This is a genomic window from uncultured Mucilaginibacter sp. (genome assembly GCF_903893715.1).
In the GTDB taxonomy this organism is placed as follows: domain Bacteria; phylum Bacteroidota; class Bacteroidia; order Sphingobacteriales; family Sphingobacteriaceae; genus Mucilaginibacter.
On sequence record NZ_CAITNG010000024.1, the window covers coordinates 1 to 23,509 of the forward strand.

The following is a 23,509-nucleotide window of genomic DNA, read 5'->3' on the forward strand; positions in this document are numbered from 1 at the left end:
CTCGTGTTGCCACCTTAATCCTTCCAGATATCCAATACAGGCTTCCTGAGTTGAAAATCTCGTAAATACTTCACTTACATTCATTTGCATAAATATACAAAAATTAAATGTCTATTCATGGGCTATTACTCTCGAGAGGGGAGGGGGTGTGTCCTTAATGCGCTTTGCTTCAATAACACACCCCTGCCACTACTCTTCCCATCGCACCCCTCTCAAGAGGGGAATTGCGTCTTTACACAACTCACCATTCACTATTCACAACTGACTAATTCACTTCGCCGAAATCCTATACAACACCGCCCCATGCTTATTCACAGTCGCGGTAAATATATTGCTCACCGTGCCCACATCTTTCTTGGCCCACAGGTCGCGCACTTTGCAGGCGCCATCAAAATCCAAATCGCTTAGTTTTACCGATATCTTTACCGGGTCGGCGGCATCACCGGGGTTAAATATGGCCACGTATTTATCGCCCGGGTTTTCGCCGTCGGCTATCCATACAATGCCATCCGCATTGCGCTGCAGTTCTTTATTGTTGCTGCTGGTCTTCAATACATTCATCACCTCTTTATTGTTGAGCAGCGACAAGGTAAACTCATCATTATCCGGCAAATTGCCCCCAAACATCATCGGCGAGCGGAAGATGGTCCACAGCGTCATCAGAGTATATTGTTCATCGTGTGTAAAGGCGGTCATCCTCGGGTTGCCACGCTCAGCACGGATGCCAATCTTACCCAATGGCAGCATATCGCCATCGGGCCAGCCACCGGCTATGCGGTATTGGTTCCAACGCTCAAACACATCAAAATGGTCTTTCAGCATTTTCCAGTTATCCCAAAAGTCATCCACCGTGCGCCACATGTTGGCATTCTTCTGAATGTCAGCAGCGGCGTACACCGGTGTTTCGCCAGGTGATGTACTGAGCACAATTTTTCTCCCGCAAAGGTCAATAGCTTTGCGTATCATGGCAACTTCGGGGCCGTGGTAGGGGCGCGACAGGTCGTCCACCTTTACAAAGTCGATGCCCCACTCGGCATACATCTTGAACAGCGAGTTATAATAATCCTGCGAACCTTCGCGACCGGGAAGTGTGCCGTACATATCATGCAGCCAGGTACATTGGTCTTGTTTGTTGGCAACATCGGCAGCGGTATAAATGCTGCCATCTATCGGGAGTTTACGCTTTACCGCTTCCACCGGAACGCCACGCATAATATGTATCCCAAATTTTAAACCTTTGCCATGCACATAATTGGCCAGCGATTTAAAGCCCTTGCCATCCTTTGCCGACGGGAATTTGTTGACCGATGGCTGAAAACGGCCATATTCATCCAGTACATAATCGGGATTGGTTTCGTTATAACCGTGGGCTTTATCGTTGCCCACATACCAGCGTATATCCACAATGATATATTCCCATCCCGCCGATTTTAGGTTTTTGGCCATATAATCGGCATTGGCTTTTACTTCATCTTCGGTAACGGTAGGGCCATAGCAGTCCCAGCTGTTCCAACCCATCGGAGGGGTAGGCGCCCATTGGTGAAAATCCTTTTTTTGCTGCGCATGCGCCGTTAGGGCAATACCTGCCGATAACAAAAGCGCCGCCGAAAATCCGGATAGTTTCATGTTGTTGCTGCTTTTATTGACCGTAATAACTGCCCTCGCCGTGCTTACGTTCGTAATGTTTATTGATGAGCGCGTCTTTTAAACGCGGCGCTTTCGGATTTATTTGCTCCGTTAACAAAGCCATTTGGGCTATTGCTTCCAAAACAGCGCTGTTATGCACCGCTTTATGGGCATTCTTGCCCCAGGTAAAGGGTGCGTGGTTGCCTACCAATATCATTTCCACTTCTTTATAGCTCATGCCTTTTTCGTGCAGGCAATTCATGATCTGGAAACCGGTTTGGAACTCGTAATCGCCTTTTATCATCTCGTCGCTCATCGGCGGCGCGCAGGGGATGTTCACGGTATTATAATCGGCATGTGTAGTACCAAAAATCGGGATGTCCCTTTGCGATTGCGCCCATGCCGTAGCGTAGGTGGAGTGCGTATGCACAATACCTCCAATGCTGTCCCAGTGTTTGTACAGCACCGCGTGGGTTTTGGTATCTGATGATGGGCGTAGTTTACCTTCAACAGTATTGCCATCAAAATCAACAATGACCATCTTTTCCGGCGACAGATCTTCATAAGCCACACCGCTCGGTTTTATCGCGAACACGCCCATCGACCGATCGACTGCACTCACGTTCCCAAAGGTAAAAATCACCAGCTTTAACTCCGGTAATTCCATATTGGCCGCGTAAGCTTCCTCTTGTATATGCTGATATTTACTCATTAGTGTTTTGCTGTTTGTTGTTCAATAAAGTTACCCAGGCTATTGTATTGTTGATAGCGCCGGTTATAAATTTCCTGTGTGGCCTTGTCGGGAAAATACTCCACGTCAAAACCACCGCCCATGGCTGCCATGGCATCTTCAACCGTAGGGTAAATACCCGCTGCCGTTGCCGCGAACATAGTCGCGCCCATAGCGCAGGTTTGCTCCTGGCTGTGGATGCGGATAGGCATATTCAATACATCGGCCATCATTTGCATAATGTATGGCGATTTGCGCGCTACACCACCCACGCCGATGATACCCTTCACCGGCACACCTTCGCTGATAAAGCGGTCAACTATTTTCTTCGCGCCAAAGCAGGTCGACTCGACCAATGCTTTAAATACCCGCGGCGCATCGCTGCCCAAACCCAAACCGGTAATGGCGCCTTTCAGTTCCTGGTTGGCGTCGGGGGTACGGCGACCATTAAACCAGTCAACAGCCACTTCATTTTCATCTATCGGTAATAATGCTGCCTGGCGGCTCAGTTCAGGGATAATCTTGCCTGATACTTCGTCTCTCAACAACTTCGCGGTAGCGGCATCAATAACTTTCGATTCTAATAAGATATCACCCAATGGCCATTCCAATAACTTACGGAACCAGGCATAAGTATCGCCAAAAGCCGATTGCCCGGCCTCCATGCCCAGCATTCCCGGGATAACCGAGCCATCTACCTGTCCGCAAATACCTTTAATGAGTTTGCCTTCAAGGTCAACAGCAGGAGCAACCAAAATATCGCAGGTGGAAGTACCCATCACTTTACTCAGGTGATAGGGCTCTATCTGCCCGCCAACGGCGCCCATGTGCGCGTCGAAAGCGCCAACACCAACCACTACATCGGTGGATAAGCCCAAACGCTCCGCCCATTCCTTGCTCAGGTTACCGGCCGAAACATCTGAAGTATAAGTATCTTTAAATAATCGCGAAGTAATGCCTTTCAACAGCGGGTCGAGCGATGAGAAGAACTCATCGGGCGGCAAGCCACCAAATTCCGCCGACCATAAAGCCTTGTGCCCCGCGGAACAGCGCCCGCGTTTTATGTCAGAGGCATGTTTGCCGCCGGTCAGTAAAAAGGGTATCCAGTCGCAATGCTCCACCCAACTGTACATGGCTTTGCGTACGGCTTCGTCGGTACGCAAAGTGCGCAGCAACTTGGCCCAAAACCATTCGGATGAATATATGCCGCCCACGTATTGCAGGTAATTGATATCAAATTTTGTGGCGTGTTCGTTAATTTCAGACGCTTCTTTTATGCCGGTATGGTCCTTCCACAACACAAACATGGCGTGCGGGTTGTTCTCAAAACCGGGTAACAACGCCAATGGTGTGCCGCTCTCATCAACCGCTACAGGCGTCGAGCCGGTAGTATCCACCGATATGGCTTTTACCGATGCCGCGCAATTGCCGCCTGCTTTGGCCAAACAATCTTTAATGGTTTTCTCCAAGCCATCAATATAATCCAAAGGGTGCTGCCTGAATTGGTTTTGCGGGGCGTCGCAAAAAAGGCCTTGCTGCCAGCGCGGGTAATAAAAAACCGACGAAGCCAGTTCATGCCCGTTTTTGGCGTCAACTAATACCGAGCGTACCGAATCACTTCCGTAATCTACGCCTATAACAAAAGTGTCTTTATTCATAATTGGTTAATGTGTCTAATTAACACTTATTTTTTGACATTCTAAAATTTATGTCAAATTATTTGGATAATCGATGAGCAATAGAAACGTAACAACTGTAAAGAAGATATCTACACCAACTGCAAATGGTCGGGGTTGGGTATCAAATTCAAGAATGCGTGGAAATTCTCTTTGTATTTATTCTTATCCAACACATAGTAAAACGCGCCTTTTTTAGAGTTCAGCTTGTCTTTGTCTTTTTGTTTGATGAGCAAGCCGGTGGATAGCAGCTTCCGGCTAAAGTTCCGTTTGTCGAATACACTATCGTATATCCCCTCGTACAAACTTTGCAGCTGCGGGATGGTAAATTTTTCGGGCAACAGCTCAAACAAAATAGGGTGGAGGGCAGCCTTGTAGCGCAATTTTTTCCGTGCGGTATCCACCATATCGTTATGGTCAAAAATCAGGGAAGGTATCTTATCCAGCTCAAACCATTCGGCATGGTACTCGTGGCTCAACTGCTGCTCATATTTATGGATGTCAATCAGCGCGAAGTAGGCAATGCTCACTATCCTGTCTCCCGGGTCGCGGTAAACGGCGCCAAAGGCATGCAACTGTTCCATGTACACCCCTTCAAGTCCGGTCAATTTTTTTAAGATGTTATTGGCCGCTTCATCCAAACTCTCTTTGGTATTTACAAATCCCCCCATCAGGCTCCACTTGTGCATCTCGGGCTCTATACCACGTTGTATCAGCAACAGCTTCAACCTCTCGCCGTCAAAGCCAAAGATGATACAGTCGATTGCAATTAATATAGGTGCTTGGTGGGCGTATTTGGCCATTGGTTCAAGTATTCAGGGGCTAAAATTAATAAATTAATGCACATTTAATAATGTGGTAAGTCATGTTTTATAATAAAACCATGTTTTATGCACCCGATTGAACTTTTTTGATTAAAAATAAATGTATAATCTACATTTATCAAAATATTTATACCTTAGTTTTTTATACGGACGGCCATGTCTGCAAAACCTATCAAACCAATTATCGAACCATGAAATTAACAGTAAAACTCTCTTTGGTGCTCTGTTTTTTGTACATCACCGGAAATTGCCAAACGCCGGTTACATTATCCATCAGCCCCGGCGATGCCAATCTCACCATCAGTAAGCATATTTACGGGCACTTTTCGGAACACTTAGGCCATTGTATTTATGGTGGCTTTTGGGTCGACCCGAGCCTCAATGTGCCAAAAACAGACCGTATCCGCATGGATATTGTTGATGCCCTGGTTAAAATAAAGATACCTAACCTGCGCTGGCCCGGCGGCTGTTTTGCCGATGAGTACCACTGGCGCGACGGCATTGGTCCGCGCGACCAAAGGCCCAAAATGGTGAATACCAACTGGGGTGGCGTAAGCGAAGACAACAGCTTTGGTACACACGAATTTTTGGAACTTTGCAAGCTATTGCATTGCGAACCCTACATAGCCGGTAACATGGGTAGCGGCACTGTAGAAGAAATGGCCAAATGGGTGGAATACCTCAATTGCGGTGCCGAAACCACTGTAACCAATATGCGCAAAGCCAACGGCCACCCCGATCCCTTTAAGGTTACCTTTTGGGGTGTGGGCAACGAAAGCTGGGGCTGCGGCGGTAATATGACGCCCGACTTTTACAGTGATAATTACAAACGCTACGCCACTTACGCCCGCAACTATCCGGGTACACCGCTTAAAAAAATAGCCAGCGGCTCTAACGGTAAAGATTATAACTGGACAGATGTTTGTATGCGGAAAATTGGCGCCAACAACATGTGGGGCATTACCCTGCACTGGTATACCCTGCCAACCGGCAACTGGGGCGATAAAGGCTCGGCCACCAATTTTGACGAAGCGCAATATTTTAACACCATGAAAAACTGTTGGGAAATGGACGACATCGTTGCCAAGCACTCGGCTATTATGGATAAGTACGACCCTACAAAAAAAGTAGCTTTAGTGGTTGACGAATGGGGCGTGTGGACCAATGTTGAACCCGGCACCAACCCCGGCTTTCTGTTTCAGCAAAACAGCTTGCGCGATGCTTTGGTAGCGGGCACTACACTCAATATCTTTAACAACCATTGCGACCGTGTGCGCATGGCTTGTCTGGCACAAAGCATCAATGTTTTGCAGGCTTTGATTTTAACCGATAAGGAAAAAATGCTGCTCACCCCAACTTACCATGTGTTCGATTTATACAAAGTGCACCAGGATGCCAAATACCTGCCCATCAAATTTACTTCGCCCGATTATGTGGTTGGTGATAGCAAATTACCGGCATTAAACGCCTCGGCCTCTATCGATTCGAACAAGGTTATCCATATCTCCATTGTCAATATCGATAACAGCAAAGCTATCAGCATCCGTACGGCATTGAGCGGTTTAAAATGGAGCACGGTTAGCGGACAAATTTTAACCTCAGCAAAAGTTACCGATATTAATACCTTTGATAAACCAAATAACATCCATATCGTTAACTTTAACGGTGCCAAAAAAGACGGGAACGACCTTGTTGCCGATTTGCCGCCGCACTCCATCGTAGTTTTAGAATTAAAATAGAAAACCAATAATATCCTAAAGAATAAAATTCAGTATTATGAAAAAGAGACTTATTTTTACCAACCTTACGGGCCTGTTCATCATAGGCTCCATTTTTACATCGTGTATGAACAAAACCACTAACAATGCCTCAAAGCCCGGCATTACCAAACAAGCCTGGGATAGTGTAGGCAAACAAGCTGTCGACCTCTACACCCTCACAAATAAAAATGGTGTCGAAATCAAAATATCAAACTACGGCGGTAAAGTAACCTCCTGGATAACAAAAGACAAAAGCGGAAAATCATCAAGCATTGTTTTAGGTTTTGATAGCGCTAAAAAATACACCCCGGCTGTACCTTATTTTGGCGCGCTGATAGGCCGCTACGGTAACCGCATTGCCAAAGGTAAATTTACTGTGGATGGTAAAGAATATACCCTGGCCACTAATAATGGCGTTAACCACCTGCATGGCGGCAATATTGGTTTTGATAAAGTAGTTTGGACCGCCGACCCGATAGTGGATTCGGTATCAAGCTTGACCCTCAACTACCTGAGCAAAGACGGCGAAGAAGGCTACCCCGGTAACCTGAAAGTAACCGTTAAATACACTTTAACAGATGCAGATGAGTTGAAAATTGAATACAAAGCCACAACCGATAAAGCTACCCCGGTAAACCTCACCAACCATAGCTATTTTAACCTAAGCGGCGACCCGACCACGCCGATTTTAGATGAAGAAATTCAAATCAACGCGGATAAATTTACTCCGGTAAACGATGCGTTGATCCCAACAGGAGAATTGAAGGACGTAAAAGGCACACCTTTCGATTTTACAAAACCAACAAAAATTGGCGCGCATATTAACGAAGTACCGGGCAAACCGGTAGGTTACGACCATAACTTTGTTCTCCGCGTATCCGACACGACATTGCACCAGGCTGCGATAGTTTATGATGCGACAAGCGGCCGCCAGTTGGAAGTACTAACCACCGAACCGGGCATCCAGTTTTATACCGGTAACTTTTTAGATGGCACCCTGAAATTAGACAATGGCAAACCCATCAATCAACATACCGCGTTGTGTTTAGAGACCCAGCATTTCCCCGATTCACCAAACGAACCGGCTTTCCCGAACACTATTTTAAAACCCGGCGAAACATTGCACAGCACTACTATTTACAAGGTAACTGTACGATAAAAAGAGATTTATTAGAGATTTTATAGAGGCGCATCCCGGTTTGGGATGCGTTTTTTTTGTTCTATCTTGCAGTAATGAAAAAACATCTGCTTACGGCAACCCTTCTACTTTCAGTCTGTTTTTTTGCTTTTAGCCAACCGGGTATAAACAACAAAATGAGTAAGATTGAAAATGAAATGGGTTATATCATTAAAAAATATAATCCTACGATTGCTAAAACCGATACGAGTTTAACTTACACTTTTGCAGATACAGCGGCTCACTCTAAAGAATTGTATTTTGTATTTGACCAAGATAAAAAATGTAAACTTCGCAGTTGGACATATACTGTAAGAGCATATTATCAGAAAACATTTAATGTCATACGCTTAAATAAAGGATCCGATTGGAAACAAATTGAACCCAATAAATACATATCAAAATACTCAGAACATATGTTGCTTGTTGCTGATGACAAGAAATTGAGTATTATCGTTACACGCGTCAATTTTACCGAGGATGAGTTCAAGCAGTTGATAACTGCAAAATAAAAAGTTTACCCCAAAGCCCGCTCCAAATCCTTGATCAAATAATCCGCATCTTCCAAGCCCACGTACATGCGTATCAAATGGTGGCGGGGGTTAGTGGCATCGAAATCAGCGGTGGGTACGCCAACAATCGATGGGATGATGAGGCTTTCGTGCCCGCCCCATGATACCGCCATCAATATGTGTTGCAGCTTGTTGCAAAAGGCCTCGATGGTTGCTACCGATGAATCCTTCAGCGTAAAGCTGAACAAGCCGCCGCAGCCTTTCATTTGTTTTTTGGCCAGTTCAGTTTGTTTAAACCCGGGTAAAAAGGGCCATATCACCTTGTCAACCTTAGGGTGTTTTTGCAGCCATGCTGTTATGGCTTTGGTACTCTCAAAACTTCGGTTAACGCGCAAAGGCAAAGTGCGCAAACCACGGATGAGCAGCCAGGCAGAGTTCGGCGAAAGCGTTGCCCCAACGGTCATAAATTCGTGGTTAAATATCTGCTTCAATAAAGCCTTTGGCCCGCTTAACACACCCGCTACTACATCCGAGTGGCCGCCGATGTATTTGGTTGCCGTTTGCATCACCAAATCGATACCATGCGCTATAGGCTGTTGGTATAGCGGGCTGCAATAGCTGTTGTCAATCATGGTGATGATGCCCTTTGCTTTCGCGATCTTCGCTAACGCCGAAAGGTCTTGCAGTTCATAGCTAAAGGTGTTCGGGCTTTCTAAATAGATGAGTTTGGTATTGGTTTGTAACGCAGTTTCAAAGTTTTCGGTTTGGCTGCCATCCACAAAAGTGCAGCTCACCCCAAATCGCGGCAGCATATCGCGGAAGAGTTTGATGGTCCAACTATAGCAATTCTCCACACAAACTACGTGGTCGCCTTGCTTTAACAGCGCCAGTACAGGCACGGTAATGGCGGCTACGCCGCTGGCAAATACCAAAGCGTCTTCGGCGCCATCCAAAGCGGCCAGTTTTTGCCGCAGTATGTTTAAAGTGGGGTTATTGCCGCGCGAGTAAATGGTAGTTTCAAACTCATCGGCCATCGCCGCGCGAAAATCGCTTACCGTGTTGAAAGTAAAGTTGCTGGTCTGTATAATGGGCGGTGATACCGCGTTAAAATAGTTCTCGCGTTCTTCGCCAAGCTCGTTAATGATATAGCTGATGTCCATGTCTTTCATTCGGGTAATGCCTTTTTCTTGTTATACGTACTGGCGTAATAAATCAGCAATCCCAAAGCAAATACGCCCGAACAGATCAATGCCGCAAAAGGGTTGTTCACAAATATGCTCAGGGTTACAAACCAATACGATATGATAAAGATCAAAGGCACTACCGGGAACCATTTGATGGTGTAAATACCTGTGCCGTTAAGCTCTTTTGTTTTTTTGCGTAGGATGAATATAGCCAATGCCGCCGTGGATAGACCGATGGTATCAAAAAACATTACATAGTCCAACAGCTTCGCAAACGATTCAAGGAAGAACAGGATAATCAATATCGCCAGTACAAAAAAGCTCATGCCAAACTCCTGCACCTGGGTTTTAGGGTTTACCCTTTTAAAGATGCCGGGCAATATCCCGTCTTCGGCCATGGCGTAATAAATGCGCGGGTTCGACAGGATGTTCACATTCACAAAAGCCAGCACCGACACAAACATCAATATCGATGTAATTTTATAACCAGTAGGGCCGAATATCACTTCCGCCATTTTAGCGGCCAAAGCCGGGGTTTGCTGCAGGCCGCCAAGTCCCAATATCTTAAAATAGGCAAAATTGATGGCCAGGTATAAAAATATCACTGCGCCAATGCCCCAAAATATGGCCTTGGGTGTGTTGGTTTTGGCATTCACAATATCGCCGCCAAAATTTACCGTTTGCTGGTAACCGCCATAGGTAAAAAACACAGCCACCAAACTCATCCCGAAGGCAGCCACAATACTCCCTTTATACGATGTGGCGACAGCCGCATTTACCGGCACATCGTGTTTAAATATGGCGGTGCAGAGCAATAATATCACCCCCACTTTAAAAATGGTGAGCAGGTTTTGCGTGCGTGCGCTCATTTTTATGCCTAAATAATTGATCACATACAACACCAATACCGAACTGATGGTGGTTATTTTGATGCCCAGATCATTCTGTAAATTCGCGGGCATCAGTATAGGGTTGATGTATTCGGCACCAACCAATGCCACCGCCGCTACGGATGCCGCGTTCGATATCACCAATACCCAATTCACCATAAAAGCGAAGGCCGGGTGGTAACAGTATGAAAAAACTTTATAAAAGCCCCCGGCAGTTGGGTAACGTGCACCTATCTCCGCAAAGGTAAGCGCGCCGCAAAGGGTAACCAGTCCGCCAAATATCCATACCGAAAAAAATATCCAGGTGCTGCCCGCCGTTTGCGCCACTACACTTGGTGTACGGAAAATACCCATACCGATTACTAAACTGATCACGATCATGGTCAGGTCAAATCGGCTCAATTGTGGTTTTATGCTCATGCTTTTATTTCGAAGGGCTTAAGATAAGTAAAATAATAAATTTAGTTTATAGCTAAAACCATTCGGCATGCCTTTTGTCCAAATAACTGATAGAAAATATTTTACTGACCGAAATAAAAATTGAAGCGCACTTGTTTACGTAAATGTAAAGTAGAAAAGTTAACTTCATAAAATATAAAACCCATTACGCGTTGTTATGGATTTAAAAAAGTTTAAAAAACTTATACTCGTTATTGCTTGCCTGCCTGCTTTTACATTACATGTATCTGCACAAAACAGCCAAAACGATAGCCAACAGCTCAAGAAATTCAAGGAGCATTTGGCCAGCATCGACGCGAGTTTTGTTTTGCCCGAAGGCTTTACCGAGGTAAAGCCGGAAAATAGCGATAAAACTGCTTACGAATACGCTCTGACGATGCCGAATGACGATTTTGAAATCCGCTTTCAGGTGAACGACCTGAAACGCGAATGGAAAAAGTTTCAAAGAGGTAAATCAGGTGCAAATACAATAAATCCCGATTCTTTGTACAGTAAGATAGCCATGGATCAGGTAAACAGCCTGTCGGACCAGGGGCCGAGTTTTAACCGCCCGTTCCCGGCACGCATTATGCAGTTTTATAATGTAGATATCGGGCACTCTTACTTTTTTAGCCTTGCCAACAACGATTTGACTAAGCATTATCAATACGCGCTGTTGGTGGTGATACAAAAAAATCATTACGGTACTATATCGGTGGTTTGTTTGAGCAACGAGAAAGGCCCCGAATTTTTCAAGAAAATCAACAAACTGCGTAACTGCCTTAAATTCAACGGCTGACGGTACTGCATAGTTTTGCCGCCCCTCTTTATCAACAGAATGTTGAGTAATAATACTTGACGCCCGCCTATCCCGATTATCTTTGTAAAATGGCTGAGATTATTAATTACGATAACGATAGTATACGCTCGTTAGACTGGAAAGAACATATACGCCTGCGCCCCGGTATGTACATTGGTAAACTGGGCGACGGCTCTGCTTACGATGACGGGATATACGTGCTGTTAAAGGAAATTGTCGACAATTCCATAGATGAGTTTGTGATGGGTGCCGGACGTAGCATCGATATCACGATGAGCGACCAAAAGGTATCCGTGCGCGATTATGGGCGTGGTATCCCCTTGGGCAAAGTGATAGACTGCGTATCCAAAATCAATACCGGTGGTAAATACGATAGCAAAGCCTTCCAAAAATCGGTGGGCTTAAACGGGGTGGGTACCAAGGCTGTAAACGCTTTGTCGAACCAATTCACCGTACAATCCTATCGCGATGGCCGCACCAAACTGGCCGAATTTGCCAAAGGCGAACTGGTACGCGACGAGCCTGAAAAAGAAACCACACAACGCAATGGTACCGCCATCAATTTCTTTCCGGACGATACCATTTTCCGCCATTACCATTTCATCCCCGAATTTGTGGAGAGCATGATATGGAACTATGTGTTCCTGAACTCGGGGCTCACCATCAACTTCAACAATACAAAATACTTTTCGGAGCGCGGCCTGTACGACCTGCTGGTGCGCAACTCCGATACCGAGAATATCCGTTACCCCATCATACACCTCAAGGGTGAAGATATAGAGGTGGCCATGACACACGGGCAGCACTACGGCGAAGAATACTACTCTTTTGTAAACGGGCAGCATACCACGCAGGGCGGGACACACCAGGCAGCCTTTCGCGAAGCGGTAGTAAAAACTATCCGCGAGTTTTATAAAAAGGAGTTCGATGCCTCGGATATCCGCTCCTCCATCGTATCAGCCATCGCCATCAAGGTGCAGGAACCGGTTTTCGAATCGCAAACCAAAACCAAATTGGGTTCGCAAAATATCGGTCCCGAAGGGCCGAGCGTACGTACCTTTATCAACGATTTTTTAAAGAAAGAACTCGATAACTACCTGCATAAAAACCCGGCCACGGCCGATGCTTTGCTGAAACGCATCCTGCAATCGGAACGCGAGCGCAAGGACATAGCCGGCATTAAAAAACTCGCCAACGAGCGCGCCAAAAAAGCATCGCTGCACAATAAAAAACTGCGCGACTGCAAAATACATTTCGACGATACGCACGAACGTCGCCAGGATACCACGCTGTTTATTACCGAGGGTGATTCGGCCTCGGGTTCCATCACCAAATCGCGCGATGTGATGACACAGGCGGTCTTTAGTTTAAAAGGCAAGCCGCTTAACTGTTTCGGCCTTACCAAAAAAGTAGTGTACGAGAACGAGGAGTTTAACCTGCTGCAACACGCGCTGAATATAGAAGACGGTTTGGACGGCATCCGTTACAACAACATCGTAATAGCTACCGATGCCGATGTGGACGGTATGCACATACGCCTGCTGTTGATGACCTTCTTTTTGCAGTTCTTCCCCGATCTGGTAAAAGCCGGGCATGTGTCCATCCTGCAAACGCCGCTGTTCCGTGTGCGCAATAAAAAAGAAACTATTTACTGCTACAGCGACGAAGAGCGCCGCAACGCCATCGAAAAATTAGGCAACAAACCCGAAATAACCCGTTTTAAAGGCCTGGGCGAAATATCGCCCGATGAGTTTGGGCTGTTTATTGGCAAAGATATCCGCCTCGACCCGGTTATCCTGAAAGATGCCAACATCAAGGGCCTGCTGGAATACTTTATGGGTAAAAACACGCCCGACAGGCAGCAACACATCGTTAACAACTTGCGCATTGAAAAAGATGATGAAAGCGTGAACCCGACCATATTGGAGATGGCGACGGAAGTATTGCCGGTTGCTGTGTAGTTAAAAATACTTTTGTTTTAGTAAAATATCCCTATATTGTATGCCCCTGTTTTTTTCAGGGGCATTTTTTATGAAGAAAGAAATAAAAGTAGCGTACGAAGAATTTGCAGGTATTGATGAATTGGCTGCCACAGAAAAATATTTATGCCTCGAAGCGGTAAAAGCTTTGGGAAATTCGCATTCGCCCTATTCAAAGTTTAGGGTGGGGGTGGCCATGCGCTTAAAAAGCGGCAAGATCATATACGGCAGCAACCAGGAGAACGTGGCCTATCCGTCGGGACTTTGCGCCGAGCGAGTGGCGTTGTTCCATTGGGGCGCCAACCACCCGGATGATACCATTGTAAGCATGGCTATTACCGCCCATACCGACGAGTTTGAACTGTTGCACCCTACCGCCCCATGCGGCTCATGCCTGCAGGTAATTGCCGAGTACGAAAAAAACCAGGACAGCCCCATTGATATCATCCTCTATTGCCAAAAAGGGCCCATCTGGAAAACCACCGGCGTGCATAATTTTTTGCCCTTCTTGTTTTTTGAGGACAGGCTAAAATAAAAAATAGCGATGGGTTTCAAACCCATCGCTATTTTTAGCCCCGTGATAAAACGCTTTTTCTTACTTAAAGCTCGAATAAATATTGGTGATCTTCCAGCCTTTGGCCGAGTTCACCAGGGTTACATAGTTGGTACGGGTAAAGTCGGCATATTTCATTTCCACCTTTACAATGGTAACATCGGGTGTGCTGTCGTTAACGCTGGTGCTCACTTCGCAATCTTGTTTAACGCCTTGCTCTTGTTTAAACGATTCCAGCAACTGGGCTTTATTAAATACCAGTGTTTTGTTGCCGCGCTCAATGCTGTATTTCAGGTTATCGTCAAGCAAGGAGCTTAGCTCTTTGTAGTTGCCTAAGCTAACGGCATCCACATAAGTGTTTACAGCATAGTTTACGGTAAGTTTGCTGTCGTCGAGTTTTACAACGTTGGCTTTTGCTGCGCCAAAAGCTACCAGCATCAGTAATCCAAGGATTGTTGTTTTCAAAGTTTTCATGGTTGTTGTTTTTTTGATGTTTTCTTATTTTTTCGATTTGATAATTGTTGTGTCAGTTATGCCTATATGACGATAGTAAAAAGATTACGTTACAGCTAAAGGCCGGTATTTTGCACTTTTAACAAACATTTAACATTTGCCGTTTTTGCTGTTGCTGATTGAACAATACCGTAATCTTGTTGTAACAAAAATGGCGGCAGCTTGGTGCCGGCCGCCATTTTATCGGGTCATGTTTTTTTCGATGCTTATTTAAATACCGAGTAAATGTTGGTAATTTTCCAGCCATTGTCCTGATTTACCAGGGTTACATAGTTGGTGCGGGTAACGTCGGCATATTTCATGTCAACCTTTACAATCATCACGTCCGAAGTGCTCTCGGCCACGCTTGTGGTAACCAGGCAATCTTGTTGTACGTTCTGGTCGTTTTTTGCCGACTCGATATATTGGCTCTTGTTAAATACCAATATTTTGTTGCCGCGTTGGATGCTGTATTTCAGGTTGTCGCTCAGCAGGTCGGTTACGTCTTTAACCCTGCCGCGGCTGATGGCGCTTACATAGGTATTGATGCTGTAGTTTACCGAAACCATTTCGTTGCCGCCATCTTTAACGGTGTTTGCTTTGGCTGCGCCAAATGTTACCAATAATAATAATCCAATAATTGTAATTTTTAAAGTTTTCATTTTTAATGTTTTATGTTTTTGTAAAATTGCTTTTTGTTATTTGTGCTTATATGACGATGCCATTTAAATAAGGTTACACGCATTCTTCCAACAGCGCCAACTTCTCGACCAAACGCCTATTTTGCACGACCAAAACGAGTCTTACCGGCTATAGCTTTGGGCTTTAAGCACCTTAAAAAAAGATACTTTATGATGTATTGCCTATATTTAACCCATGGTCAGGTTTACCACTATCATATTAAAATTTGCTGACCAGGGCGAAAAAACCGGTTGGACCTATATCGATATCCCTTTCGATATTGCCGACCAGCTATTGCCCGGCAATAAAAAGTCGTTCCGTGTGCGCGGTATGTTAGATGCCTTACCCGTTAGCGGACTGGCCACCATGCCCATGGGCGATGGCAATTTTATTTTGGCGCTCAAGGCGGATATCCGTAAAGGCATACGCAAAGGCGAAGGCGCCATGCTCAATGTATCGCTCGAACACGACCCCGATTACAAAGTTGACATCCCCGCCGACCTGCAGGAATGCTTCGACGCCGAACCCCAGGCCCTCGATTTTTATAACAGCCTCCCCAAAAGCCACCGCGACTACTTCATCAAATGGATAAACGAAGCCAAAACGGAAGCCACCCGCGTTAAACGGATAGTGCAGACAGTAAACGCCCTCGCCAACCGCATGGGTTTCAACCAAATGCTGCGGGCGCTAAAAGCGCAGCGGTAGGTGGGCCCAAACACCATAAAGATATCCAGCTTAAAAAATTAATTCAAAGGCCTACACGCTACTGACATAGGGCTGTCATTACCCCTCCCCACCTTTACAGCACAAACCAAAAATAAAAGCTATGTCAATGATTGAAATTTTTAAAACCGAAATTGGGCAGGAAGCCCAGATCACCCGTAAAATGCTGGCCTGCGTACCCGAAGATAAGTACGATTGGCGGCCACATACCAAAAGTATGAGCATTAGCCAATTGGTAACCCACATTTGCGAATTGCCGCATTGGGTGAATATTGGCCTGACCACCGATGTGCTCGATTTTGCAAAAAACCATTACGAACCCCAACTCGTGCAAAACAATGCCGACGCACTGGACCTGCTCGAAAAAAACCTAATCAGTGGCCTGTCGGTATTGGTGCCCGAAAACGAAGCCATCCTGGGCGATAAATGGACCATGTGCAATGGCGACCACATCATCCTCGAATACACCAAGGCCGAAGTGATCCGCATGTCCATCAGCCAAACCATACACCACCGAGCACAACTGGGCGTCTTCCTAAGGTTGCTAAACATACCTATCCCCGGTAGCTACGGTCCCAGCGCCGATGAAATGGAACAGCAAAAGGAAATGATGGCCCATGAAAAAGCTTAACCAGACAAACTGGACCAATAGAAAAGCCCGTGCATCAAAAGATATACGGGCTTTTCCAATTTCTAACGTCTGACTTCTGTCTTCCGACCTCTGTCTTCAGCTTACGCAATCCTCACCTTCACCACCAGTTTCTTGATCGGGCCTTCGCCTATCATCGGCGCGTGTACGTCTTCCGGGTAAAATATGGCAAACTGTCCGCCTTTTAGTTTGAAATGCATATCCGGCGCGTCGGCATAAAAAATAACATCTTTCTCGGTATTGAACTCGCCTTTGGGGCTTTTGCAATCGTTGCGGGGCTTCCAGCCAATGGTTTCGTTGCCACGGATGCACAATTGTATATCGATATTGGCATTATGGCACTCAAATTTACCGGCAGCGGTTTCAGCAGTATTGGCTTCCTTATCGGTAGTAATCACCTTCACGCCATCGGCAACCTCAACGGTACCCAATTCCATGTTCAACAAATCCTGAGCTTTCAAATACTCAAAAGCCACTTTAAAATTTTTATGCAGACCGTAATATTTCTCTGCATTCGCTAAACTATCTATTATCATTTTGTTTTGGGTTCATAGTTGATGGTTCATAGATCATGGTAAAACTCCCTGACCATGAACCATCATTTATTTAAAAAATACCATGAACCATGAACTATGATCCATGAACTATATACGTTTTTGTTCCCCCTTTAGGGGGTTAGGGGGCCTATCTCTGCACCCTGCCCGATCCATCACCTTTCACCAACTCCTGAACTTCGCTCAAAGTAGCATGGTTCAAATCGCCGGGGATGGTATGTTTAATGGCCGAAGCAGCAACACCAAATTCAGCAGCATCGCTCATTTTCATATCGGTAACCAAACCGTAGATAAAACCGCTGGCAAACGAGTCGCCCGAACCTACACGGTCAACAATACGCACTTCGTATTGCTTGGTATGGTAAAACTCGGTACCATCATAAACCAAAGCGCTCCAGCCATTATCGCTGGCACTGTGGCTTTCGCGAAGGGTTGATGCGATATATTTAAAGCCAAATTTATCTTTCATTTGTTTAAACACGTCTTTGTAACCATCCAGGTTCAGTTCGCCTTTGGTAACATCGGTACCGGCGCTTTTAAAGCCTAAAGTGGTATCGGCATCTTCTTCGTTGCCAATACAAACGTCAACATATTTACAAAGCTCAGTCATTACCTCGCGGGCTTTTTCTTTGCTCCATAGTTTTTTACGGTAGTTCAGGTCGATGCTGGTAGTAATGCCTTTTGCTTTGGCAGCCTTTAAAGCGGCTAAAGTTAAAGCGGCAGCCTTATCGCTCAAAGCAGGGGTAATACCGGTGGTGTGGAACCACGATGCGCCATCCAAAATCTTATCAAAATCAAACTCACTGGCTTCAACTTCGGCTATCGAAGCATCGGCACGGTCGTACACCACCTGCGAAGCACGCATGGAAGCACCTGTTTCTAAAAAGTAGATACCTAAGCGTTTACCACCACGGGCAACAAATTGTGTATCAACACCATAACGGCGTAAGTGGTTAATTGCCGCCTGGCCTATCGGGTTAGCCGGTACTTTCGACACGAAGGTACCATTCAATCCGTAGTTACATAATGCTGCTGCAACGTTCGCTTCGCCGCCGCCATAGGTTACATCAAAGGTATCGGCTTGCACAAACCTCTTAAAATCAGGAGTAGACAGCCTTAACATGATCTCTCCCAGGGTTACAACTTTTTTAGACATGGATATTTACGATTTAATTGAAAAATTGATAATTGTGGTGCTTCAGGTTTATATAAAGCAGGCCAAAATTAAACTAAACCAAACTAATTACTAAGTTTTTAACCAAAAAATTAACGGGAACGATTGCGTAATTTTTTTAAGGCTAAAACCATATACTTTTTAATGTTTCTCTTAATTCTTTCTACTTTAGTCGCGAATCTAAAATTACACCAAGAAAACATCATGGATAAGAAAGCTACACTGTTAAAGCTGATACCCGAACAAGGTATTTTACCCCTATACTTTAATAAAGATGAAGAGGTAAGTGTGAAAATTTTACATGCTTTGTACGAAGCAGGCATCCGCACCGTCGAGTACACTAACCGCGGCGAAGCGGCCTTCAAAAACTTTACCAAACTGCGTCACGTTTGCGATACGGAGCTAAAAGATATGTACTTAGGCATCGGCACCATAAAAGATGGCGAAACCGCACAAAAATTTATTGATGCCGGTTGCGATTATATCATCAGCCCCGGATTGGTGGAAGATGTGGTTCCCGTTGCCGATAAATCCAACATGCTTTGGTTCCCCGGCTGCATGACCCCAACCGAGATCATCAAAGCCGAAAAACTGGGCGCAAAATGTATCAAATTGTTCCCCGGTAATATGCTGGGCCCGTCGTTCCTTTCGGGGATAAAAGAATTGTTCCCTAACCTGTTGTTTATGCCTACCGGCGGTGTGGATATGACCAAAGAAAGCATTGGCGGCTGGTTCAAAGCCGGCGTTTGCGCGGTGGGCATGGGCAGCAAGCTCATCACCAAAGAGGTAATGGCTAACCAGGAATATGCCAAACTTACGGCAGATACCAAAGAAGCTATCGCCATAGTTAACGCCTGCAGGTAGTGATCACCCCGGGAAAGTTAATAAGGGGGCTGTCGCTTACACAAGCCACGTCAGTCAACATGATCTACATGGTTGGCATTGGCCCCTTTATTACCATTCCCTTTGTGGTAGGTGCTATGAAAGGCCCGCAATGTATGCTGGCCTGGCTGCTGGGCGCGCTGCTCGCCTTTATGGATGGCTCCGTTTGGGCCGAACTGGGTGCCAAATGGCCCGAAGCCGGCGGCAGCTATGTATTCCTTCAAAAACTCTATAACAACAAATGGGGCAGGCTCATGTCTTTCCTGCTCATCTGGCAAACCTGCATACAAGCCCCCTTGGTTATTGCCAGCGGCGCTATCGGCTTTGCCAAATATCTCACCTACCTTATCCCACTGACCGACCTCGAGAAAAAAGGCGTTAGCGGCGCGTTGGTTGTGCTGGTAGTTATTATGCTTTACCGCGAAGTAACCAGCATTGGCAAAATATCCGTGTTTTTGTGGATAGTTACGGGCCTCACTTTCCTTTGGCTCATCGGCTCGGGCTTTATGGGCTTCGATGCGAAAAAAGCCTTCACCTTTTCTAAGGATGCTTTCGACCTTAGCCCCATCTTTTTTGTTGGCTTGGGGCAGGCATCATTACAAACCGTTTATTCGTACCTGGGCTATTATAACGTGTGCAACCTTGGCGGCGAAATTGAAAACCCTGAACGTAACATTCCGCGCGCCATATTTATCTCCATTGCCGGTATAGCCGTTTTATATTTAGGTATGCAGCTGGTTGTTTTGGGCGCTATGCCCTGGCAAAAAATTGCCGGGTCCGAGTTTGTCATCAGCTCTTACTTCGAGCAGATATATAACGTACCCGTTGCCAATTTTGCAACGGCTTTGATCCTCATCATCGCAGCGGCATCTCTATTCGCGGGCACGCTCGGATATTCGCGCATACCTTACGCTGCTGCACTGGATGGCAACTTTTTCCCGGTGTTTGCAAAAACGCACCCAACAAAAAAATTCCCGCACGTGTCTTTATTAGTGATAGGGGGCATTTCTTTCGCCTTTAGTTTGCTATTTAAATTGCAGGATGTGATCAAAGCCATTATTACTATGCGAATTTTGGTGCAATTTGTCGGCCAATCTGCGGGTGTGCTGTATTGGCACTATATAAAGCCCAAAGAAGAGCGCCCTTATAAAATGAAATTGTTTCCAATACCCGCCATTCTGGGTATCGTTATCTGGCTTTTCATTATGTTTACCAGCGATTTCAAATTTATAGCTGGCGCCATCGGCATTATTTTATTGGGGGCCATTGTTTATATAACCATGGTAAACAAACAATTTTTTAAACCGGCCCTAAATGTTGCAGATAATTAAACCATTAAACTAAATAAAACCTAATTTTATACAACCAATATGAGCGAGACAAGACTGGGAAGATACAGGTGGACAATTGCCACACTGCTTCTCTTTTCGACAACTATCAATTACATGGACCGCCAGGTAGTGAGCTACCTCAAAGAATATTTTTGTACCCCCGTGGCACAAGGCGGCTTCGGCTGGACCAATGTCGACTATGGCAACCTCATATCGTGGTTCACGGCATTTTATGCAGGCGTAACTATTTTTAGCGGTTGGGTAATCGATAAAATAGGCACCAAACTGGGCCTGGCACTGTCGTTAATTACCTGGTCAACCTTTGGTATTGCCAATGCTTTTGTTGGCCGTACTTTGGCACTCAATATTGCTGTGCGTAGCTTATTCGGTATTGGCGAAGGCGGCAACTTCCCTGCATCTATCAAAACGGTGGCCGAATGGTTCCCCCGACGGGAACGCGCGCTGGCTACCGGAATATTTAACAGCGGCTCAAATATAGGCGCTATGGTGGCCTCGTTGTTTGTGCCCTGGTGCCTTGTATTTTTTGGCCCCGAGTTGGGTTGGCGCATGGCTTTCATCCTCACAGGTGGCATTGGCTTCGTTTGGTTGATATTCTGGTTCATCCTGTACAATTCACCTGCAAAGCATAAATTTTTAACCAAGCAAGAGTTTGACTATATCCATAGCGATGCCGATAATCAGGCCGTGCACGGGGCTTCCGTTGTAGTGGCCGATAAGGATAAAGCAAAAGTGTCATGGTTTAGGTTATTAACTTATCGCCAAACCTGGGCTTTCTTCGTTGGCAAATTTATGACGGATGGTATCTGGTGGTTCCTGCTCTTTTGGTTGCCCGATTATCTGAAAAAACAATTCGGTATCGATACTCACCATGTAGGCTGGCCAACATTTATAGTATATGGCGTTGCCATTGTGGGCAGTATTTTCGGCGGCCGCATCCCTATGTTGTTTATGAACAAAGGTTGGGCAACCTATAAAGCCCGCATGACCACGATGCTTATTTTGGCCATGTTTCCATTAGTGTTGTTATCTACCCAGTTTTTTGGAGATAAAGCTATATTCGGCACTAATGCCTTGATGTTGGCCATCGGTGTTATCTGCATCGGTGCTGCGGCCCACCAGGCATGGTCGGCCAACCTGTTCACTACCGTGAGCGATATGTTCCCTAAAGTGGCCGTAGGCTCAGTTACCGGTATAGGTGGCGCGGCCGGAGGTTTGGGTGGCGTAGTGGTTCAGCAGCTGGCAGGTCATCTAAACGACCATTTTAAAGCCGCACCGCAAACTGCTTATCTATATATGTTCTGCACTTGTGCATTGGCATACATTGTGGCTTGGTCTATCATGAAAATTTTAGTGCCCAAATTCACCCCAATATCCGAAGATGAATTAATAGCAGCATAAATTTTAAGTTCACTGCAACCTTATTTACCAAAGCCCCGTCTTCAAATCAGGCGGGGCTTTTTTATTGCCCATTTTTTGGCTCGATATTTGGCTATATTTAAGTACCCCTATATTAATCAATGCTTGCAAACGTTATATAGCTTAAACCAAAGGATATAATGATTGTAACAATTGCGTAACATTAATCATTTGATTAAAAACGGATAAACCTATTGGTTTTTACATTGTCTATTAACTATATAATTCATCAGGAATCATGAAAAATTCACATAAATATTCACTCGCTTCCTTTTTGGTAGTAGTGATATCGGTCTTTACTTTTTCGATAACTTATGCCCAACGTGGCCATAGTGGTGGCGGTGGCGGCGGCCATAGCAGCGGCGGTGGTGGTGGTTACCACGGTGGTGGTGGCGGCAATTCATACCACGGCGGTAGTAATGGTGGCGCACGTCAGGTTTCTGCGCCAAGGGCTTCGGGTCAAAGTTTCAACCAGGCTCCGCGTAATGCTCCGCCAGCAAGGGTTGGTTCGGCGCCGGTGCAAAGCCCGGTAAACAGGCCAGTACAGGCCCCAATTTACAGAGGAGACCACAACAACGCTTACTATGCAGGTAGGGGCGGTTACGGCCGCGAAGAGTTTGGCAGGGGGTACTATAACCATGTACACCCGGTTTTTTACGGCGCTTACTATAATAGGTATTATGCACCCCGTTTAGGTTTTCGTATCAATATACTGCCTTATGGATACTATCCTTTTTATTTTGGCGGCTATCCTTACTATTATAACGATGGCTTTTTCTATCAACCTTATGAAGATGGCGGCTACCAGGTTGTTGAGCCGCCAATTGGTGCCGTAGTAACACAATTGCCGGCAGGTGCTCAAAGCATCGTGATAGATGGCGTACAATACTACGAGTTGAACGGTGTGTACTATCAACCCGTTACCAATGCCGATGGCAGTATTGGTTATCAAATTGCCGGTAAAGACGGACAACTGCAAACCAACCAGGCCCCGGCCCAAAATCCGCAGTAATATCCACTAAATATTAAAAAAACGACCGCCCTGAGAGATCATCAGGCGGTCGGTTTTTTTACCAACCATATAACGTCTTGTTTTAATTATATTTTGTACCTTAGCCCAATTAATCTTCGACATCATTATTCAAATTTAAGCACCATGATACACGCAACTCTTTTATTTTTAAGCGGGCAAGACCTTATCATCATTTGCGCCCTTGCGTTATTGCTGTTCGGCGGTAAAAAAATACCGGAGTTTGCGAAAGGCTTAGGCGAAGGCATCCGTCATTTTAAAGATGCTTCCGAAGGCAAAACCGATGACAAAACCACCCCGAAAGACCCCGAAAAGAAATAATTTACCTTTTTTCTTCGCATAAAACAAAAAAGCCGATAAAATTTATCGGCTTTTTTGTTTTCACAT

Annotated in this window: 23 protein-coding genes; 13 read left to right on the forward strand and 10 right to left on the reverse strand. The window is 45.6% G+C overall.

Going from position 1 to position 23,509, the window contains the following annotated elements; genetic code table 11:
• Nucleotides 1-270: 270 nt before the first annotated feature.
• The 4 genes from QZX97_RS02590 to QZX97_RS02605 all read right to left on the reverse strand — a co-directional run bounded on the left by QZX97_RS02590 (nt 271) and on the right by QZX97_RS02605 (nt 4,835).
• Complete coding sequence (locus QZX97_RS02590) at nt 271-1,626, reverse strand: glycoside hydrolase family 27 protein (protein ID WP_295653369.1); 1,356 nt, start codon at nt 1,624-1,626, stop codon at nt 271-273.
• 13 nt (nt 1,627-1,639) lie between these two features.
• Nucleotides 1,640-2,338: an L-ribulose-5-phosphate 4-epimerase gene (locus QZX97_RS02595; RefSeq protein WP_295653371.1), complete on the reverse strand. Its 699-nt coding sequence runs from the start codon at nt 2,336-2,338 to the stop codon at nt 1,640-1,642.
• Complete coding sequence (locus tag QZX97_RS02600) at nt 2,338-4,014, reverse strand: ribulokinase (RefSeq protein ID WP_295653373.1); 1,677 nt, start codon at nt 4,012-4,014, stop codon at nt 2,338-2,340. The genes QZX97_RS02595 and QZX97_RS02600 overlap by 1 nt, the downstream gene beginning before the upstream one ends.
• A gap of 110 nt (nt 4,015-4,124) precedes the next feature.
• A complete protein-coding gene (locus QZX97_RS02605; RefSeq protein ID WP_295653375.1) occupies nt 4,125-4,835 on the reverse strand; it encodes an NUDIX domain-containing protein in 711 nt (236 codons plus the stop codon).
• A gap of 212 nt (nt 4,836-5,047) precedes the next feature.
• On the opposite strand from QZX97_RS02605, the gene QZX97_RS02610 reads away from it, so the two are divergent.
• The 3 genes from QZX97_RS02610 (at nt 5,048) to QZX97_RS02620 (ending at nt 8,305) form a co-directional block, all read left to right on the forward strand.
• Nucleotides 5,048-6,595 (forward strand): alpha-L-arabinofuranosidase C-terminal domain-containing protein, encoded by a 1,548-nt coding sequence (locus QZX97_RS02610; RefSeq protein WP_295653376.1) that lies wholly within the window; start codon nt 5,048-5,050, stop codon nt 6,593-6,595.
• A gap of 37 nt (nt 6,596-6,632) precedes the next feature.
• Complete coding sequence (locus QZX97_RS02615; protein ID WP_295653378.1) at nt 6,633-7,775, forward strand: aldose epimerase family protein; 1,143 nt, start codon at nt 6,633-6,635, stop codon at nt 7,773-7,775.
• 74 nt (nt 7,776-7,849) lie between these two features.
• Nucleotides 7,850-8,305: a hypothetical protein gene (locus QZX97_RS02620; protein WP_295653379.1), complete on the forward strand. Its 456-nt coding sequence runs from the start codon at nt 7,850-7,852 to the stop codon at nt 8,303-8,305.
• A 5-nt stretch (nt 8,306-8,310) separates the two neighbouring features.
• Here QZX97_RS02620 and QZX97_RS02625 read toward each other — a convergent pair whose 3' ends face one another.
• Both QZX97_RS02625 and QZX97_RS02630 read right to left on the reverse strand, forming a co-directional pair.
• Nucleotides 8,311-9,474, reverse strand: a complete 1,164-nt coding sequence (locus QZX97_RS02625) for an aminotransferase class I/II-fold pyridoxal phosphate-dependent enzyme (RefSeq protein WP_295664142.1) — start codon at nt 9,472-9,474, stop codon at nt 8,311-8,313.
• Nucleotides 9,471-10,799 (reverse strand): amino acid permease, encoded by a 1,329-nt coding sequence (locus tag QZX97_RS02630; protein ID WP_295653383.1) that lies wholly within the window; start codon nt 10,797-10,799, stop codon nt 9,471-9,473. The genes QZX97_RS02625 and QZX97_RS02630 overlap by 4 nt, the downstream gene beginning before the upstream one ends.
• A gap of 196 nt (nt 10,800-10,995) precedes the next feature.
• On the opposite strand from QZX97_RS02630, the gene QZX97_RS02635 reads away from it, so the two are divergent.
• From QZX97_RS02635 to QZX97_RS02645, 3 genes are all read left to right on the forward strand, one after another.
• Nucleotides 10,996-11,616 (forward strand): hypothetical protein, encoded by a 621-nt coding sequence (locus QZX97_RS02635; RefSeq protein ID WP_295653384.1) that lies wholly within the window; start codon nt 10,996-10,998, stop codon nt 11,614-11,616.
• Nucleotides 11,617-11,705: 89 nt separating this feature from the next.
• Complete coding sequence (locus QZX97_RS02640; protein ID WP_295653386.1) at nt 11,706-13,598, forward strand: DNA topoisomerase IV subunit B; 1,893 nt, start codon at nt 11,706-11,708, stop codon at nt 13,596-13,598.
• Nucleotides 13,599-13,668: 70 nt separating this feature from the next.
• Nucleotides 13,669-14,151 (forward strand): cytidine deaminase, encoded by a 483-nt coding sequence (locus QZX97_RS02645; protein WP_295653388.1) that lies wholly within the window; start codon nt 13,669-13,671, stop codon nt 14,149-14,151.
• 60 nt (nt 14,152-14,211) lie between these two features.
• Here the strand turns inward: QZX97_RS02645 and QZX97_RS02650 are convergent, their stop codons facing one another.
• Both QZX97_RS02650 and QZX97_RS02655 read right to left on the reverse strand, forming a co-directional pair.
• Nucleotides 14,212-14,643 carry a nuclear transport factor 2 family protein gene (locus QZX97_RS02650; protein WP_295653390.1) on the reverse strand — a complete coding sequence of 144 codons (432 nt, stop codon included), beginning with the start codon at nt 14,641-14,643 and terminating at the stop codon, nt 14,212-14,214.
• A gap of 245 nt (nt 14,644-14,888) precedes the next feature.
• Entirely contained in the window at nt 14,889-15,323 is a 435-nt protein-coding gene (locus QZX97_RS02655; RefSeq protein ID WP_295653392.1) for a nuclear transport factor 2 family protein, read from the reverse strand.
• A 214-nt stretch (nt 15,324-15,537) separates the two neighbouring features.
• Here QZX97_RS02655 and QZX97_RS02660 point away from each other — a divergent pair, with 214 nt between their 5' ends.
• The gene (locus tag QZX97_RS02660) at nt 15,538-16,047 is read left to right on the forward strand and encodes a YdeI/OmpD-associated family protein (protein ID WP_295653394.1); all 510 of its coding nucleotides are present in this window, start codon (nt 15,538-15,540) and stop codon (nt 16,045-16,047) included.
• A 121-nt stretch (nt 16,048-16,168) separates the two neighbouring features.
• The gene (locus tag QZX97_RS02665) at nt 16,169-16,696 is read left to right on the forward strand and encodes a DinB family protein (RefSeq protein WP_295653396.1); all 528 of its coding nucleotides are present in this window, start codon (nt 16,169-16,171) and stop codon (nt 16,694-16,696) included.
• 101 nt (nt 16,697-16,797) lie between these two features.
• On the opposite strand, the gene QZX97_RS02670 is transcribed toward QZX97_RS02665, so the two are convergent.
• A complete protein-coding gene (locus tag QZX97_RS02670; RefSeq protein WP_295653398.1) occupies nt 16,798-17,250 on the reverse strand; it encodes a YhcH/YjgK/YiaL family protein in 453 nt (150 codons plus the stop codon).
• A gap of 148 nt (nt 17,251-17,398) precedes the next feature.
• Nucleotides 17,399-18,424 carry a sugar kinase gene (locus tag QZX97_RS02675; protein WP_295653399.1) on the reverse strand — a complete coding sequence of 342 codons (1,026 nt, stop codon included), beginning with the start codon at nt 18,422-18,424 and terminating at the stop codon, nt 17,399-17,401.
• A gap of 222 nt (nt 18,425-18,646) precedes the next feature.
• Between QZX97_RS02675 and QZX97_RS02680 the strand changes: the two genes are divergently transcribed.
• From QZX97_RS02680 to QZX97_RS02700, 5 genes are all read left to right on the forward strand, one after another.
• Complete coding sequence (locus QZX97_RS02680; RefSeq protein WP_295653401.1) at nt 18,647-19,306, forward strand: bifunctional 4-hydroxy-2-oxoglutarate aldolase/2-dehydro-3-deoxy-phosphogluconate aldolase; 660 nt, start codon at nt 18,647-18,649, stop codon at nt 19,304-19,306.
• Nucleotides 19,306-20,655, forward strand: coding sequence for an amino acid permease (locus QZX97_RS02685; protein WP_295653403.1), 1,350 nt, complete (start codon nt 19,306-19,308; stop codon nt 20,653-20,655). The genes QZX97_RS02680 and QZX97_RS02685 overlap by 1 nt, the downstream gene beginning before the upstream one ends.
• 39 nt (nt 20,656-20,694) lie before the next feature.
• Nucleotides 20,695-22,074, forward strand: coding sequence for an MFS transporter (locus QZX97_RS02690; protein ID WP_295653404.1), 1,380 nt, complete (start codon nt 20,695-20,697; stop codon nt 22,072-22,074).
• A gap of 256 nt (nt 22,075-22,330) precedes the next feature.
• The gene (locus QZX97_RS02695) at nt 22,331-23,104 is read left to right on the forward strand and encodes a DUF6515 family protein (RefSeq protein ID WP_295653407.1); all 774 of its coding nucleotides are present in this window, start codon (nt 22,331-22,333) and stop codon (nt 23,102-23,104) included.
• Nucleotides 23,105-23,248: 144 nt separating this feature from the next.
• Nucleotides 23,249-23,443 (forward strand): twin-arginine translocase TatA/TatE family subunit, encoded by a 195-nt coding sequence (locus QZX97_RS02700; RefSeq protein ID WP_295653409.1) that lies wholly within the window; start codon nt 23,249-23,251, stop codon nt 23,441-23,443.
• Nucleotides 23,444-23,509: the final 66 nt, after the last annotated feature.

Excerpts from the sequence above, each read along its gene's own strand:
- QZX97_RS02590 (WP_295653369.1), bottom strand. The coding sequence starts at position 1,626 with ATGAAACTATCCGGATTTTCGGCGGCGCTTTTGTTATCGGCAGGTATT.
- QZX97_RS02595 (WP_295653371.1), bottom strand. The coding sequence starts at position 2,338 with ATGAGTAAATATCAGCATATACAAGAGGAAGCTTACGCGGCCAATATG.
- QZX97_RS02600 (WP_295653373.1), bottom strand. The coding sequence starts at position 4,014 with ATGAATAAAGACACTTTTGTTATAGGCGTAGATTACGGAAGTGATTCG.
- QZX97_RS02605 (WP_295653375.1), bottom strand. The coding sequence starts at position 4,835 with ATGGCCAAATACGCCCACCAAGCACCTATATTAATTGCAATCGACTGT.
- QZX97_RS02610 (WP_295653376.1), top strand. The coding sequence starts at position 5,048 with ATGAAATTAACAGTAAAACTCTCTTTGGTGCTCTGTTTTTTGTACATC.
- QZX97_RS02615 (WP_295653378.1), top strand. The coding sequence starts at position 6,633 with ATGAAAAAGAGACTTATTTTTACCAACCTTACGGGCCTGTTCATCATA.
- QZX97_RS02620 (WP_295653379.1), top strand. The coding sequence starts at position 7,850 with ATGAAAAAACATCTGCTTACGGCAACCCTTCTACTTTCAGTCTGTTTT.
- QZX97_RS02625 (WP_295664142.1), bottom strand. The coding sequence starts at position 9,474 with ATGAAAGACATGGACATCAGCTATATCATTAACGAGCTTGGCGAAGAA.
- QZX97_RS02630 (WP_295653383.1), bottom strand. The coding sequence starts at position 10,799 with ATGAGCATAAAACCACAATTGAGCCGATTTGACCTGACCATGATCGTG.
- QZX97_RS02635 (WP_295653384.1), top strand. The coding sequence starts at position 10,996 with ATGGATTTAAAAAAGTTTAAAAAACTTATACTCGTTATTGCTTGCCTG.
- QZX97_RS02640 (WP_295653386.1), top strand. The coding sequence starts at position 11,706 with ATGGCTGAGATTATTAATTACGATAACGATAGTATACGCTCGTTAGAC.
- QZX97_RS02645 (WP_295653388.1), top strand. The coding sequence starts at position 13,669 with ATGAAGAAAGAAATAAAAGTAGCGTACGAAGAATTTGCAGGTATTGAT.
- QZX97_RS02650 (WP_295653390.1), bottom strand. The coding sequence starts at position 14,643 with ATGAAAACTTTGAAAACAACAATCCTTGGATTACTGATGCTGGTAGCT.
- QZX97_RS02655 (WP_295653392.1), bottom strand. The coding sequence starts at position 15,323 with ATGAAAACTTTAAAAATTACAATTATTGGATTATTATTATTGGTAACA.
- QZX97_RS02660 (WP_295653394.1), top strand. The coding sequence starts at position 15,538 with ATGGTCAGGTTTACCACTATCATATTAAAATTTGCTGACCAGGGCGAA.
- QZX97_RS02665 (WP_295653396.1), top strand. The coding sequence starts at position 16,169 with ATGTCAATGATTGAAATTTTTAAAACCGAAATTGGGCAGGAAGCCCAG.
- QZX97_RS02670 (WP_295653398.1), bottom strand. The coding sequence starts at position 17,250 with ATGATAATAGATAGTTTAGCGAATGCAGAGAAATATTACGGTCTGCAT.
- QZX97_RS02675 (WP_295653399.1), bottom strand. The coding sequence starts at position 18,424 with ATGTCTAAAAAAGTTGTAACCCTGGGAGAGATCATGTTAAGGCTGTCT.
- QZX97_RS02680 (WP_295653401.1), top strand. The coding sequence starts at position 18,647 with ATGGATAAGAAAGCTACACTGTTAAAGCTGATACCCGAACAAGGTATT.
- QZX97_RS02690 (WP_295653404.1), top strand. The coding sequence starts at position 20,695 with ATGAGCGAGACAAGACTGGGAAGATACAGGTGGACAATTGCCACACTG.
- QZX97_RS02695 (WP_295653407.1), top strand. The coding sequence starts at position 22,331 with ATGAAAAATTCACATAAATATTCACTCGCTTCCTTTTTGGTAGTAGTG.
- QZX97_RS02700 (WP_295653409.1), top strand. The coding sequence starts at position 23,249 with ATGATACACGCAACTCTTTTATTTTTAAGCGGGCAAGACCTTATCATC.